General features: G+C 40.5%; 14 protein-coding genes. 7 read left to right on the top strand and 7 right to left on the bottom strand.

The window, feature by feature from the left end:
- Positions 1–116: 116 nt before the first annotated feature.
- The gene (locus tag MTP09_RS13370; protein WP_243548929.1) at positions 117–2,264 is read left to right on the top strand and encodes an outer membrane beta-barrel family protein; all 2,148 of its coding nucleotides are present in this window, start codon (positions 117–119) and stop codon (positions 2,262–2,264) included.
- Positions 2,265–2,289: 25 nt separating this feature from the next.
- On the opposite strand, the gene deoD is transcribed toward MTP09_RS13370, so the two are convergent.
- Positions 2,290–2,997, bottom strand: a complete 708-nt coding sequence (gene deoD, locus MTP09_RS13365; protein WP_243548927.1) for a purine-nucleoside phosphorylase — start codon at positions 2,995–2,997, stop codon at positions 2,290–2,292.
- A gap of 137 nt (positions 2,998–3,134) precedes the next feature.
- Entirely contained in the window at positions 3,135–3,647 is a 513-nt protein-coding gene (locus MTP09_RS13360; RefSeq protein ID WP_243548924.1) for a hypothetical protein, read from the bottom strand.
- Between the two features lie 112 nt (positions 3,648–3,759).
- On the opposite strand from MTP09_RS13360, the gene MTP09_RS13355 reads away from it, so the two are divergent.
- The 5 genes from MTP09_RS13355 (at position 3,760) to MTP09_RS13335 (ending at position 10,556) form a co-directional block, all read left to right on the top strand.
- On the top strand, positions 3,760–5,490 hold the full coding sequence (locus MTP09_RS13355) for a glycoside hydrolase family 3 protein (RefSeq protein WP_243548922.1): 1,731 nt from the start codon (positions 3,760–3,762) through the stop codon (positions 5,488–5,490).
- Between the two features lie 237 nt (positions 5,491–5,727).
- Positions 5,728–6,861, top strand: a complete 1,134-nt coding sequence (bshA, locus tag MTP09_RS13350; RefSeq protein ID WP_243548920.1) for an N-acetyl-alpha-D-glucosaminyl L-malate synthase BshA — start codon at positions 5,728–5,730, stop codon at positions 6,859–6,861.
- A complete protein-coding gene (locus MTP09_RS13345) occupies positions 6,851–7,000 on the top strand; it encodes a hypothetical protein (RefSeq protein ID WP_243548918.1) in 150 nt (49 codons plus the stop codon). The genes bshA and MTP09_RS13345 overlap by 11 nt, the downstream gene beginning before the upstream one ends.
- Before the next feature lie 247 nt (positions 7,001–7,247).
- A complete protein-coding gene (locus tag MTP09_RS13340) occupies positions 7,248–8,513 on the top strand; it encodes a DUF2851 family protein (protein ID WP_243548915.1) in 1,266 nt (421 codons plus the stop codon).
- A 354-nt stretch (positions 8,514–8,867) separates the two neighbouring features.
- The gene (locus MTP09_RS13335; protein WP_243548913.1) at positions 8,868–10,556 is read left to right on the top strand and encodes a putative transporter; all 1,689 of its coding nucleotides are present in this window, start codon (positions 8,868–8,870) and stop codon (positions 10,554–10,556) included.
- A gap of 134 nt (positions 10,557–10,690) precedes the next feature.
- On the opposite strand, the gene yajC is transcribed toward MTP09_RS13335, so the two are convergent.
- From yajC to MTP09_RS13310, 5 genes are all read right to left on the bottom strand, one after another.
- Positions 10,691–11,017, bottom strand: a complete 327-nt coding sequence (gene yajC, locus MTP09_RS13330) for a preprotein translocase subunit YajC (protein ID WP_243548911.1) — start codon at positions 11,015–11,017, stop codon at positions 10,691–10,693.
- Positions 11,018–11,114: 97 nt separating this feature from the next.
- Entirely contained in the window at positions 11,115–11,594 is a 480-nt protein-coding gene (locus MTP09_RS13325) for a DUF1573 domain-containing protein (RefSeq protein WP_243548909.1), read from the bottom strand.
- Positions 11,595–11,596: 2 nt separating this feature from the next.
- Positions 11,597–12,502, bottom strand: a complete 906-nt coding sequence (gene nusB / locus MTP09_RS13320; protein ID WP_243548907.1) for a transcription antitermination factor NusB — start codon at positions 12,500–12,502, stop codon at positions 11,597–11,599.
- A gap of 547 nt (positions 12,503–13,049) precedes the next feature.
- Positions 13,050–13,463, bottom strand: coding sequence for a type II toxin-antitoxin system VapC family toxin (locus MTP09_RS13315; protein ID WP_243548905.1), 414 nt, complete (start codon positions 13,461–13,463; stop codon positions 13,050–13,052).
- Positions 13,463–13,717, bottom strand: a complete 255-nt coding sequence (locus MTP09_RS13310) for a DUF6364 family protein (RefSeq protein WP_243548903.1) — start codon at positions 13,715–13,717, stop codon at positions 13,463–13,465. Before MTP09_RS13310 ends, MTP09_RS13315 begins: the two co-directional genes overlap by 1 nt.
- 126 nt (positions 13,718–13,843) lie before the next feature.
- Between MTP09_RS13310 and MTP09_RS13305 the strand changes: the two genes are divergently transcribed.
- Positions 13,844–15,505, top strand: coding sequence for an ABC transporter ATP-binding protein (locus tag MTP09_RS13305; RefSeq protein ID WP_243548901.1), 1,662 nt, complete (start codon positions 13,844–13,846; stop codon positions 15,503–15,505).
- Positions 15,506–15,524: the final 19 nt, after the last annotated feature.

Below are 15,524 nucleotides of genomic sequence, written 5' to 3'. Positions count from 1 at the left end.
ATAAAATAGATAATGGAAACCGTTCAGTAATGAGCGGTTTTTTTGCGACTGAAAAATATTTTTCCTGCCCGTAACAAATCCCAATTTCGGCTGTCTAATTGGGTACAATTAAATTTATGAACCGAATTTTCGCAGCAACAGCTTTTCTTTTTTCATTAAACTTCATCAGCGCACAGGAAAAACCAAAATCCGAACCAAAAGAAAAACAGATCGAGGGAGTCACCATCGTTTCCACCAAAAAAGCCGTTGAGCAAAAAGCCGACCGCACCATTTTCGATTTCTCGGAACAGCCGCATCTGAACTCTGGAAGTTTGATGGAGGGCGTGAAGAAACTTCCCGGACTGATCGTTTCCGATGTCGCTGGAATGCTTTACCAGGGAAAAATGCTGCAGGTGTATATGGATGGTCGTCCGCTGAATATTTCTACCAACGAACTCAACGCTTTCCTCGAAGGAATGCCCGCAAACTCCGTGGAAAGGATTGAAATCATTACCCAACCCGGAGCTGAATTTCCTGCAACTTCAGGCGGCGCAATTCTGAACATCATCACTTCTAAAACTGCGAGAAATTATTTAACCGCAACGTATTCAGGGAACTACAACTTTACCAGTTACGATAAATTTCGTCACAGAGTCAATAATTCAATGAGCTTGAATTCCAGAAATAAGTATTTCGGATGGCAGCTGAATTTCGGGCAAAACTACCGTGAAAGTATGATGAACGGTGATCAGGACGGTTTGGTGCTTTCGAATACCGACCGGATTATGCGCGGTTATTTTGCGAAAAGTGCGCTCACTTTCGAATTGGGTGTTGACCGGCTTTTGTTGAATTACGACTTTTACCACAACAATAACGACAACCTTACCAAAAGTGATGGTCGTTTCCAGAGCGTTCCTTATCATTCCGAAGATTTTGCGAACACGCTTATTGACCGTCATGAAGCGGTTGCAACCTACCAGAAAAGATTCGACGACAAAAACAGAAAACTCGATTTCAAGTTGGCGTATTCTAATGCCAAAAATGACTTTAGCCAAAATAATATTCTGCGTGTACCACCGATTTCCACCCAAAACCTGGAGAACGGATCGATGATGAACAACGTTAACTTTAAAGTGGATTATTCACAGCCCGTGAAAATACTTGACGAAGGAAAAGTGAGTTTTGGCGGACTCTACGATAGACAGACTTTCGAAACGGAAAGCAGAAATCTCACCAACCTCGACTATCAAAGGCAAACCGCGGCTTCGTACCTTGAACTTCAGGCAAAACTGAAAAAGTTCGACTTCATCGTGGGAACTAGAGCCGAAGATTACGATATTTCGGGAAATACCCGCATCGACAGTTTGGGAACGGTGAAGGAAAAAGATTTAACACCGTTTAAGAAATTCAAGTTTTTCCCCAATGCGAGTATTCAGTACAACTTTATGAAACAAGTGTATTTCGCGCTAAACTATAACAAGAAAATTACGCTTCCGAGTGTATCGGTGCTCAATCCTAACAATACCACTTTCTCGGGTCCCAATTCACAGGCAGGAGGAAATCCGCTTTTGCAGCCCACGATTTATGATAATTTCGAGGCGAAAATTAGCGCGTTCGATTATGCATTCCTCGGTTATAGTGTAAGCGTCGCAAAAAATCAGGTGGTGCAGAAAATTACCAGAGAAGGCGATGTCATCAGAACTTCACAAGCCAACGTTTCCGAAATGAAGATCCACAATTTCAACCTTGGTGTACCGATTCCGTTTATGCTTTTCAGCAAGCCATTTAACGAGATTATGAAGTTCAACTTCAATCCCGACAAGATCAATTTTATGTATCTGTACGCTGGTTACCAAAAACACGAGCTTCCCGATATCAAGACGAATGGTTTCTTTATGTTCAATATAATGACTCAGCTGATTTTGCCTAAAGAAATCAAGTTTGTGGCGAATTACAGCTATCTGACTCCGAATGCGGGTTATTACTATTTTGTGGCGGATAAACCTTTTAATAATTCACTCGACCTCAACGTTTCCAAGAAATTTCTGGACAACCGTTTGACAGTTTCCCTTTATGCGGACGACATTTTCAATTCGCAAAAAATGGCGCTTCATTCTGTCGCGCAGACTCCGTTTGTATATTTGAGCCAAAAGTACGATTCCCGCAGATTCGGAATTTCCGTGAATTACAAAATTCCTACCCGAAACAAACTGGCGAAAGAAGATCCGAACCTTTTAAACAAAGACAAAAAAGAGGAGGGAGGATTGATGAATCAAGGGCAGTAAATTCTAGGATGAAGTGATGCCGTTGCTAAAGTTTCACCGTTGTCTCCAAAGCAAGCTCCATCATTGTTCTTAAAGCTCTTTCGCGCTGATCGGCAGAAATCTGTTCGCGGGTCGGAATTATGTCTGAAACCGTAAGAATCGTCGAAGCGTTTTTACCCAGGTATCGTGCGTTGGCAAACAGTGCGAATGCCTCCATTTCTACGGCGGGACAATTGTATTTCGTTGCGATTGCAGGAATTGCGGGATCTTTTCTGTAGAAAATATCACTCGTATGAATATTTACCGACTTCGTTTCTAAAGAAAGTTCTTTCGCTGTTTCATTAATTTTTTCGAAAGAAATACCCTGATTGGCAATCAGCTCGTCCTCGATTCCCCAAGCAAATTTTGCATAGGTCGATTCGCTCGCTGCATTTTCCACATTCAAAACATCAAATAATGTAAGGTCGGTTGTATATGCACCGCAAGTTCCGATTCGGATAATGGTCTCCACATCGTATTCGGTAAAAAGTTCGTAGGAATAAATCCCGATACTCGGAGCTCCCATTCCGCTTGCTCCAACTGAAACTTCTTTCCCTTTGTAAAGTCCCGTGAAATAAAAGATATTTCTTGTTTGACTAACCAATTTAATGTCTGTCAGAAAATTTTCGGCAATATATTTGGCTCTTAACGGATCACCAGGTTGCAACACAGTTTTGGCGATTTCTCCTATCTTGGCGGCGATATGTACACTCATAATCTCTGTAAATCTTTTGAACCAATAAAGTTAAAGATTTCGGTTGATTTACGAAAGTAATTAGTTCATTAATCAAAAAAACGAAACCCACCAAAAAAGGCAGGTTCCGCATTTTAAATATATGAGGTTTTGAATGATTAGAATCCTTTCACATTAGAATCATCCAGTCCGAAATAGCGAATCACAGCATGATAATCAGAGTAATCTACATTGTTTCGTCCTTGTGAAGCCGGAACTAGAACAATTCGGAACTGTTGGTTATTGAGGTAAGTTGTTGCTTCTGCGGCAGTAAAAGTCGCCTGATCAAAGTTTGCGTCCGTATAAATTTCAATATTCTTAGTGTCGAAAAGGAAGTTATAATCGAGTTCCCTACCGTTGGTTAAATATTCAGTTTTAGGTAACAATTGCCAAACTGCGCCGTTGGAGTTTCCGGAATTAATGTTTCTATAAACCAGTACCACATCGGTTGACGCAATCGTAATTCCTTGTGTGATGGTATATCCGTTCGCTGCATTGAATGTTCCGCGGATATCGCGCATCATCGGATAGGTGTCGTTGTCTGTCGTCGGAACTGGATCGTTTCTGTCTGTACAACTGAACGCCACAAATCCGAAAACTGCCAAAAGAAGGATAGCAAAATATTTTTTCATTTTTTTATTATTTAAAAGGTTAATCTGCGCAAATATTTCAAGATGTATGCCAATAAAATTTAAGTTTCTAAGTTTTAAAAATTGTATTTTTGTTCACCTCACTTTATAGATAATGAAAAACTTCAAAAGTCAAATCTTAGTTCTAACAGTTTTATTATTTGTGGCGAAATTCCAGTCGCAGTACCAACCGAAGAATCTTTCCAAAGCCGATTTAAAGAAAGCGAACGAATGGGTTGACAAAACCTACAACTCACTTTCCCAAGACGAAAAATTGGGACAGCTTTTCATCATTGCGCTTTACACCAACAAGGGTGAAGATTATATTACCAATGTGCGAAACATCGTGGTTAATGAAAAAATTGGCGGACTGATTCTGATGCAGGATGACGCGGCAAGGGAAATTAATCTGGTTAATGAATTCCAGCAAAAATCCAAAGTTCCGTTAATGATCGGGATGGATGCAGAATGGGGACTTTTCCAAAGAATTGCAGCGGCACACAAATTTCCGTGGGCAATGACTTTGGGGGCGATTCAGGACAAATCCCTCATTGCTGAAATGTCGGCAAAAATCGCGGAAGACTGCCACAGAATGGGTATCAACTGGGATTTTGCGCCAGTTGTCGATGTCAACACGAATCCAGACAACCCGATTATCGGCAACAGAAGTTTCGGTTCCGAGGTTGAGAATGTCGTAAAATCTGCTTCGGCGTATTCCGACGGATTGCAGAATCACCAAATTTTGGCGGCGATCAAACATTTCCCGGGACACGGCGACACCAGCACCGATTCGCATCACGATCTCCCCGTTGTTTCCCACGATTTGAACCGTTTGAATTCCGTGGAACTTGCACCGTTCAAAACTTTGATGAATAAAGGAATTGGTGGAGTAATGGTCGCTCACCTTTACGTTCCGGCTTTGGAATCGGGGAAAAATATCCCGGCTTCGGTTTCAAAAAACATCATCACAGGTTTGCTTAAAGAAAAGCTCGGCTACAAAGGACTCATCATTACCGACGCACTGAATATGGGAGCCGTTGCGAAACGCTATAAGCCAGGAGAACTCGACGCGCTTGCTTTCAAAGCGGGGAACGACATTATGCTTTTTTCTGACGGAGTGAAGGAAGGAAAACGCCTGATCCAGCTCGCCATCGACAATAAGGAAATCCCACAGCAAAGAGTGGAGGAAAGTGTAAAGAAAATCTTGCTTACCAAATATTTTCTGGGACTTCACGAATACCAACCGAGAAATCCCGAAAATATTAACCAAGATTTGAACAACGAATCGCACAAGAAAATCGTTCAGAAGATGTATTCCAACGCTTTGACTTTGTTAAAGGATGAGAAAAAACTGCTGCCGCTGAACTGTAAGGAAACTTATTATTATGTACCGCTGGAAGAAGCTCCTTATCAGACCTTTCTCGACCAGCTCAATTTGGGAACGACCGTCATTATTAAGAATGCCAACGAAATATCGACCATTCCTGCAAACTCGAAAGTGATCGTGGGTTTTCATAAGGACAATTCCACAGCGTATAAACCTTATAAAATTTCGGATGCATCGAAAAAGATTTTGGCGGATTTAAGTAAAAATCAAAATGTGATTCTGAATGTTTTCGGCTCTGCGTATGCTTTAATTGATGTGGATATTTCTAAAGTTTCCACCGTTTTGGTGAGCTACGAAAACAACGACGATTCAATGGTTGCCACAGCAAATGCTTTAAACGGGAAAACTAAAATTTGGGGAAGACTGCCTGTTTTGGTCAACGACAAGCTGAAAGCTGGAATGGGAGTGGATTTGGATTCATCGACAAAAAACAAGAATAGCAAAACAGTGGTCGAATAGATTAACCACAAGAAATTAACCACAAAAGGAGCAAAAGAATGATGCTTGAAATATGGTGTAAAACAGGAAAAAAACTGTGTGCAGTCTTCAAGTGAGATTTTCGTATTTTGCGAACTAACTCCGCATAAAGAATAACATCTTTAAAGAACGAAAAAATCTTCTTTTCCTTTTGTGGTTAAAAGAATTATAACGTAAAAAATTAAAGAAACGCATTGCATCGTTTCACTCGAAATAAATATGAAAATCGGAATACTCTGTTACCCAACCTACGGCGGAAGTGGAATCGTCGCTACAGAACTGGGAATGTCACTCGCCAACAAAGGTTATGAGGTGCACTTCATCTCCAGCAACCTTCCAGCACGTCTCGACATCACGAATCCCAATATTTTTTTCCATAAAGTGAATGTGCAGACTTATCCGCTGTTCCAGTATCAACCGTATGATATTGCGCTTTCGTCGATGATTTACCGCGTCGTGAATCTGTACAAACTTGACCTGCTTCACGCGCATTACGCGATTCCGTATGCATATGCGGCGTTCACAGCGAAGCAGATGCTGAAGGAAGAGGGAAAAGATATTCCTTTGGTGACGACGCTTCACGGAACAGACATTACCTTGGTTGGTCAACATCCGAGTTATAAGCACGCGGTGGAGTTTTCCATAAACCAGAGCGATACCGTAACTTCAGTTTCCGAAAGCTTGAAAGCCGATACCTTGAAATTCTTCAACATCAGGAAAGATATTCAGGTCATCACCAATTTCATCGACAATACCGAGTTTCACGAGGACATGATTTGCCAAAGAAAGCAGTTCGCCGCTGCTGACGAAAAAATTCTGATACACGTTTCGAACCTTCGTCCAGTAAAGAGAGTGGAGGAGGTTTTGCAGATTTTCAAGAATGTCCATGCGAAAGTGAAATCCATGCTCATCATTATCGGTGAAGGTCCCGATATGGAAAAAATCAACGAGTTTATGGAAGAAAATCCAGACCTGATCGGGAAAATCCGTTTGTTGGGGAAAGTGAACGATTTGTACAGAATTCTGCAGCTTTCCGATGTTTTCCTGCTTCCGTCGGAACAGGAAAGTTTTGGTTTGGCGGCACTGGAAGCGATGGCTGCAAACACTCCCGTAATTTCATCCAACGCGGGCGGAATTCCTGAAGTGAATATTCAGGGAGAAACGGGTTATCTTGCCGAAATCGGAAATGTGGAGGCGATGAGCAACTATACCATCAAACTTCTTAGGGACGAAAAACTCCTTGCAAAAATGAAACACAACGCCAAAGAACAGGCAATGCGTTTTGATTTAAAGAATATTCTCCCGCTGTACGAAAAAATGTATGAGGAGACGATTAAGAATTTTGAAAATTAAAGGATCAGGAGATGAGGTTGGTTTGAATGTTTATGAAGAAATCATTGGTGTATTTGTGGAGATTGCTTCGTTCCTCGCAATGTTAACCGATAAACAGAGCAAAACCGCAAAGAATTATTCAAATCATTCCCTATTTTAAGATGGCAAAGACTGATCCGCTAAAGCGAATTGATGAAGCGTACGCTTAATCAGCGGATTTATCCGCAATCTTTGCCGCCCTCAAATTTGCATATTAAAAGAAAAACTTTGCGTTTGCATTTTTTTAAAGAAATCATTCGTGTATTGACTCCGGTGAATCTTCGATTTCGTGGCCCTGAAAATAAAGAGGGCCAAATTCAAATTAATTTCTTAATTTCCTAATCCCTTAATTCCTTAATTTTTCACTCGTGACCGAAAAACTCCTTCAATATCTTTGGAATTTCAAAATTTTCAACAGTTTTGATTTTAAGGATGTGGAAGGAAATCCACTTGAAATCATCGATTTCGGAAAATGGAATTTCGATTCGGGTCCCGATTTTCTATTCAGTAAAATCAAAACGAAAGATTTAGTTTTAGCGGGTAACATTGAGCTGCATTTGAAATCTTCGGACTGGATTTTCCACCAGCATTCGGGGAATCCAGAGTTTGAGAATATGATTCTCCACGCAGTGTTTAACCATGATGTGGAGATCGCCGAACTCACCGAAAGAAATATTCCAACCCTCGAACTGAAAGATTACATCGACCAAAGTCTCTTGTGGAAATACGAATCGCTTCTCGACGAAAACCAGTTCATTCCCTGCGAAAAAATCTTTGACCCAAAGAAAATTCCATTTGCTTTTTATGATGAATCGCTTTTGAACAAACTCGACGGAAAATCAATAGAAATCGAGGAAGCTTTGATCAAAAACAAGAATAATTATGAAGCCGTACTCTTTCAGAATTTGGCGTATGCTTTTGGGTTAAAGATTAACGCGCAGATTTTTAGGCAGATTGCGGAAAGCATCGATTTTACCCTCATCAACAAAATAAGACAGAACCAAACCCAGCTCGAAGCACTGCTTTACGGCATTTGCGGATGGCTCGAAAATCCCGAAGACGAGCAGATGAAAATCTGGAAACGGGAATTTGACTTCCTTCAAAACAAGTTTCAGTTAACCGATTTTCGGATTCCGCCGAAGTTTTCGAAACTTCGTCCACCAAACTTTCCAACGCTAAGATTATCGCAGTTGGCGTCGCTTTACCATTTAAATCAAAACCTTTTCTCCAAACTGGTTTACGCAAAAAACATCGGTGAAATCTACAAGATTTTTGATGAGGTGAAAGCAAGCGATTACTGGAACAACCGTTTCAACTTTGGTAAAATTTCTTCGGTTGAGGGGGAAAAAACTTTAACTAAAGATTTCGTTGACCTTGTTTTGTTAAATGCAGTGTTGCCCATCAAATATACTTACCACAAAAATTTCGAAGAAAACATCAGCGACGAAATCCTTGATTTCTACCGAAATATCGCTCCCGAAAAAAACACCATCATCGATGGCTGGAAAAAACTCGGACTTCCAGTCAACAATGCCCTTGAAAGTCAGGCACTGCTTTTTCACTACAAAAATTTCTGTCAAAGAAAGGATTGCCTGAACTGTGGAATCGGACTGCAGCTTCTTAGAAAAGGATAATGATTCCTTTGGATAAAATACCTTGCCTTCTAATTTAATGGGATATGTTGTGTGTTTAAAGTTCTTTTGAAACGCAAAGAATTTCAATGACTTACATTATGATTAAGGATAGCAAAGACGACGAATAAATTCGTTTTGAAGCTTTCGCTTCATCAAATTCGCTTGCGAATCATTCTTTGCTCTCTAATATTTTGTTTTTGATTTGAAGACTTTGCGTTAATAAAAGAGAATTTTTTTATTGACAAAAACTCTTTACCTTACCTTTTAATCTAATGTCTAAATCTGACAAACTTCACCTTAAGTTCATTTTTAATCACTATTTTTAGCTGTAATTTTGCATAAAAATTTCTCGCTATGTTCGAATGGTTAAAAGCGCTGCTGTTTCCTGTTGAAAATCCGACCGTTACGCAATCCATTGTCGCCATTATGCTTGCAATTGGTACGGGAATATTTTTTGGGCGACTCAAGTTGGGGAAGATCACTTTCGGAGTTTCCGCGGTAATGTTTACGGGATTGATTCTGGGACATTTCGGTTATCGAATTCAGCCAGGAATTCTCGATTTTATCAGAGATTTCGGTTTGATTTTGTTTGTGTACGGAATCGGACTTCAAGTGGGTCCGTCGTTTTTTTCATCTTTTCGAAATGAGGGATTAAAGTTCAATATCCTTGCAGTTTCCACCGTGCTTTTGGGTGGCGTGGTCACGATTGTTCTGTACAAACTTACAGGTCTAAAAATTGAAGACCTGGTCGGAATAATGAGTGGTTCCGTGACCAACACTCCTGGATTGGGAGCAGCGAAAAATACGATTGAGGAAATCAAAAACTCTTTTCCAGACAGGGTTTTTAACGATCCCACCATCGGTTACGCCATTACTTATCCACTCGGTGTTTTCGGAATTATTGGGACGATCATCTTTACAAAATTTCTTCTGCGAATCAACAGCGATGAGGAAATGAAGAAGTTCAGAATGTCGAAGATTAACCGCGAACTGCCTTTAACCCACAAAAAAATGAGGGTGACCAATCCTGAATTCTTTGGAAAAACCATCCATCAGGTGACGAAAGAATTGGGAAAAGAAATAGTGATTTCCCGACTTAAACACAGCGGAAGTGAAGCGGTGAAATCGCCGACACTCGATATGGAACTGCGTGAACGAGATGTGTTGATGCTGGTCGGACTTGAAAAAGACCTGGCCGAATTCATCGCAAAAGTGGGTCGTCCTTCAACTGACCAATTTATCGAATCGGATTCGGATGTACGGAAGAAAAATATTTTCGTGACCAAAGAATCTGCGATCCATAAAAACTTGGCTGAACTCGACTTGTTCAATACTTACGATTTAAAGGTGACGAGAGTTTTCCGTGCAGGTCGCGAAATTTTGCCGAGACCGTCTCTCGAACTTTTCTACGGCGATAAATTGCGGGTCATCGGTTCCGACGAAGCCATTGCCGAAGTCGAAAAAATCATCGGAAACTCTGAAAAAAAACTGTTGGAGCCCGATTTTCTCTCCCTTTTTGGTGGTCTTCTTTTGGGTGTGATTTTGGGTTCGATTCCGATTGTGATTCCAAGTCTTCCTGTTCCGATCAAGCTCGGTTTCGCAGCAGGACCGCTGATTGTTGCACTTCTTATTTCGAGATATGGCGGAATTTCGTTCATCCATTCCTATATCAACAATGGTGCGATTTATTTTATGAAGGATTTTGGGATCTGTCTGTTTTTTGCCGCGGTCGGAATTCACGCGGGAGACGGATTCTATGAAAATTTCGTGAAGTACAACGGCTGGAACTGGTTGCTTTTTGGTTCGGCGATCACCTTTATTCCATTAATTATTATGGTGATTATCGGAAGGTTTTTTATGAAGATCAATTTCCTGCAACTCGCTGGAATTATGAGCGGAAGCTATACCGATCCCGCCGCACTTTCGTTCAGTACCAATTATCTGGATTCTGATATTCCGATTCAAAGTTATGCGCAGGTGTATCCGCTGGTGACGATTTTCAGGATATTTGTCGCGAGTTTGCTGATTCTGATTTTTTCGTAAAATCTAAAACCACAAAGTCACAAAAGATTGACTCCTTTCTCTCGGTCAAACAAATTTTATTTGGGAGTTTTATGACTCTTCTTCACAAAAAAGCAACCTCGATCAGGTTGCTTTTTCGTATTATTCAGTTTGAATTATTTCTTTTCGTCTGTTGCAGAATCTGGGAATCTTTGCTGTGTAAATTCTCTCGAAATTGCTGCTTTCTCAAATTTCAGTTTTCCGGAAAGGGTTTCGATCACCACTCCGTCGTCTTGGATTTGAGCGATTCTTCCGTGAAGTCCCGAAGTCGTTACAACTCTGCTTCCAACTTTCAGATTATCTTGGAAGTTTTTTTCCTGTTTCTGTTTTCTCATCTGCGGACGGATCATCAGGAAATAAAATCCCACGAACATTGCGCCCATCATCAGAAGCGTCGGCATCATCGAGTCCGGTTGAGATGCCTGTAAAAATATGGTAATCATTCTTTTTTGTTTAAAATTAACTATTTGATTAAATGCTGTTAATCAAAAATGAAATTCTTCACCCTTTAGGGACGCGGTAAAAAATTTCATTTTTGCATTATTTAGGTTGAACGTCTGCAGTGAAAGAAATCACGACAGGAGCTGTTTCTACATTAGCGTAAACTTCCGCCTGTTTGTTGACCAATCCATCGAAGTTGGTGGAATCAAACTTCAGCGTAATCTGTCCTTTTTGTCCAGGAAGGATCGGGTCTTTTGTGTAGTCAGGCGCAGTACAGCCACATCCAGGTTTTACCTGCGAAATGATCAGGGGGTTTTTTCCCGTGTTGGTTACTTCGTAAACATGTTCAACATGTTCGCCTTTCTTCACCTTTCCGAACTCAAAATTTGATTCAGAAAGTGCCAAAGTCGTCAATGGTTTCGACTGCGCTTCGGTTACCATTTCTTCCTGAGTTGGCGGTGTTGGTGCCACAATTGCAGTTTCTTCCTCGGTGATTAGTTGGTCTGCTTTCTGGTCTTTTTTGCAGCTCATCAAAGTCATTGCTGCAGCGAGTGGTAATACTTTAATTAAATTTTTCATATTTAGTTACGATTTATTTCTTTAGTGTATTTGTCTAAAATTCCATTAATGAAAATGTTGGAACGATCCGTCGAGAAAACTTTAGAAATCTCGATATATTCGTTGATAATCACTCTTCCTGGAGTCAGTGGGAAATAGTCGAGTTCGGTAATTGCAGCGATCAGGATGATTTTGTCGATGAGTGAAATCCTTTCCAAGTCCCAGTTTTCGAGGCGTACTTTCACTTTCTCTTCGCTTTCTTCCCAATGATTGAGGGATTGTTTCAAAAGTTTTGATGCAAATTCGCGGTCCTCGTCATCTTTAATCATCTTGATCAAAGTGTGGCTCGGTTCGTTTTCCCTGAAAAATCCGATGGTTTTTTGGATCATCGAGTTCGAGATATGGAAATCGTCGCCCCAACTCATTTCCTTTTCCTCAAGATGCTCGTGAAAATCCTCGTTTTCAGCAATATATCGAAGGAAAAGTTTCCCGATAAATTTTTGGTCTTCCTCGAAAGAATACCCTTCTTCCTGCATAAAGTCCTGGTATCTTTTTCCTGCCTTCATCCTTTGGAAAGTCTTTACAAGCAAGTCGTCGTGGAGTTCCCATTTCAGTTCCTGGTGTTTCGAGGTAAAGGAAAGCCGTTCGTCGTTTTCCTCAATTTTTTTCAGGATCTGGTTGTTGATGAATTTTTGGTTGGGATTGATTTCGTCCTCGGTTTTGATGTATTTGTTCTTGCCGATTTCAATCTGCTTTTCCGCCAAATGTTTCAGGGCAACCAAAAAATTAAGCTGGTAAATGTAGAGGTTGTAGATTTTCTCGATTTCGGTAAACATATTTTTCTCGAGAACATCGTATTTGATGGGGTTTTGGTGGTAAGAATAAAGTGATCCCACCACTTTTTCACGAATTTGTCTTCTTCCTAACATTTCAAAGAACTTTTTATGCGGGCAAAGATAATGAAAAAGTTGGAATGAAGGAGGGAAGAATGAAGTTGGAAGACGGAGGAAACTTTAGTTTTTTGAAATCAAATTTTTAAGCCAAATGTAAAAGAATCATTCGTGCATTGACTCCATCGAATCTTCGATTTCGAGGCAACAAACATTAATTAAAAAATCCGCGAAATCTGTGAGATAAGAAAATGGTGAAATTCTCTTTACACAAAAATCTCCGAGGTCGAAATTAATGCGGTTCTTAAAAGAAATATTCGTGCATTCGTGGCAACAAATTTTGTGAATATTCATCGCAAAGGTTTATTTAAATCATTCACAGTTTTAAGAAAACAAAGTTTATCCGCTAAAGCCAAAATTGTAACGAAAGGAACATTTTACGGAAATATGCCAACTTTTTCTGTTGGAATAAAATATAATTTCGGGAAAGTATCTGATTCTCAATACAAAGAAAAGCAGATCACCGATACGACGGGAAGAATCTGACGTAGAAAATAAGTCTGGATAGAACGGTTTAGGAGCAAAACTATTTCAAAGTTTGCAGAAAACTTTCGGCATTCATCACGGGAATCAACGCGTTTTTGAAATCCTTGCCGTTCCTCGTGATAATCAGGTCGCAATGGGTTGCAATTGCGCTAAAATACTGGATCGCATCTTCAACATCTTTGAAATCGGAGGCAATCGCCTTATCAATCACTTCGTCGCTCATTGCAGAAACCGAGCAAAGCACCTTGAATTTTCTGATTTTTTCCAGCGCAGCTTTCGGACTTTCATATTTCGACAGCAAATAATAACTCGTGGAAATCGTATTGGAGGTGGTGAAGATTTTGATTTTCTTTTGATCCGCCAAAGTCATCACTCTGGCTGCAGATCGATAAACTTCTTCGCGTTCACCGAGAAAATCTACCACGATGTTGGTGTCTAAAAATAGCTTTTGCATTATCGGTGTTTTTGATCCTGATACTGAATGTAGTCGTCATTATTGTTCTTTTTTTCCACATCAAGCGGAACACTTTTTCCAGTCGCGATACTTTTCACAAAGGGGGAAATTTCGAAATCCGGAGTCGAGTCACTTGTCAACGAGTCCAAGTAATTCTCAATCAGTCGTGACAAACTCGTTTTCCTGTCGGAAGCATATCTCTTAGCGCGCTCGATCACAGATTCTTTTAGCTTTAAAGTCAGTTTCGCATCCACCTATTTTATATTTTATACGAACAAATATAATAATTTAATACGTATTAGAGATGTTTTTGAAAAGAATTCAAACAAACAAATCCGATCAAACCATTTTCATTTTCTTATTTTTGCAGTGAAAAAGTTATGAACGCCCTTAAAACCCTCAATCCTTCTTTCTGGAAACACCGCATCCTGCTGTTTTGGGGATTCCTGTTCATTGTTGCGAGTAATTTCTTTAATATTTACAAAGTTCAGTTTGTTGGGAAATCGGTGGATGCGATTTCGCAGACCGAAAAACTCGGATTCAACAAGGAAGTCCTGATGTATGTGGGAATTATCGTGGGGTCATCGTTACTTACGGGATTTTTCACCTTTATGATGCGGCAAACCATTATCGTTGCTTCCAGAAGAATTGAGTACCAACTGAAAAACAAAATCTACAACCATTACCAGGAACTTTCGCTCACCGACTTCAAGAAAACGACGATCGGGGATTTGATGAACCGACTCAGCGAGGACGTGGTTGCAGTGAGAATGTACCTCGGTCCAGGTGTGATGTATGTGGTGAATCTCCTGGTATTGCTCATTATCACGAGTATCTATATGCTCAACACCAATGTTTCGATGACGCTTTGGTCGCTGCTTCCGCTGCCGCTGCTTTCGTTTGTGATCTACAAAGTAAGCTCCATCATCAACAGGAAATCGAAGATTATGCAGAAAAGCCAGTCGGCGATTTCGACCTTCGTGCAGGACAGTTTTTCGGGAATCCGCGTCATTAAGTTCTTTGCAAAAGAAAAGTATATCGAGAAAAATTACGGGATCAAGGTGAAGGATTATCAGGATAAAGCCCTCGATTTGGCGAAAACTGAGGCGTATTTTTTCACCATCATTTTGTTTGTGATCGGATTGTTGAATGTCGTCATCCTTTTGATCGGTGGACAAAAATATATGTCGAACGAGCTTTCTGTTGGTAAAATCGCAGATTTCTTCCTCTACATCAATATTCTGATTTGGCCGTTTTCGATGGTGGGTTGGGTAACCTCCGTGAATCAGAGAGCGGAAGCTTCGATGGCGAGAATCAACGAGTTTCTCGATATGAAGACCGAAATCATTAACCACAACCACGAAATTTATCCGATTAAGGGCGATATCGAATTCCGAAATGTTTCCTATACTTACCCGAATACGGGAATCAGGGCGCTGGAAAATCTCAGCTTTAAAATTGAAGCCGGTAAATCTTTGGCGATAATGGGAAAAACGGGAAGCGGGAAATCTACCATTGCACTTTTGCTCGCTCGATTAATTGATCCAACTGAAGGCGAAATCTTCATCGACGGTAAAAATCTGAAAGAGCACAATCTCGATAACTACCGAAACTACATTGGTTATATTCCGCAGGAAAGTTTCCTTTTTTCTGACACGATTGAAAATAATATCGGTTTCGCGATCGATCAACCAAGTATAGAACTCGTGGAGGAATATGCGAAAAAAGCCGATGTACACAAGAATATCGTGGAGTTCAAAGACCAGTACAAAACGATGGTCGGCGAACGTGGAGTGATGCTTTCCGGAGGTCAGAAACAGCGAATCGCTATTGCAAGAGCTTTGATCAAGCAACCAAAAATCCTGATTTTTGACGATTCGCTTTCCGCTTTAGATACCGAAACTGAAGAAAACATCCTGCAAAACATCGAAAACGAGATCCAGAGCTGCACTTCCATCATCATCACTCACCGCGAATCAAGCGCAAAACGTGCAGATAAAATATTGAATCTCACCCCGATAGAAAATATTGAATCTGCCTAAAATGTAGAATCGTTATCGA

Origin of the sequence: Chryseobacterium suipulveris, assembly GCF_022811685.1 — a bacterium.
Classification (GTDB): Bacteria; Bacteroidota; Bacteroidia; order Flavobacteriales; family Weeksellaceae; genus Kaistella; species Kaistella suipulveris.
The sequence above is the reverse complement of the archived record's forward strand: the minus strand, read 5'-3'. Positions and strand labels throughout refer to the sequence as shown.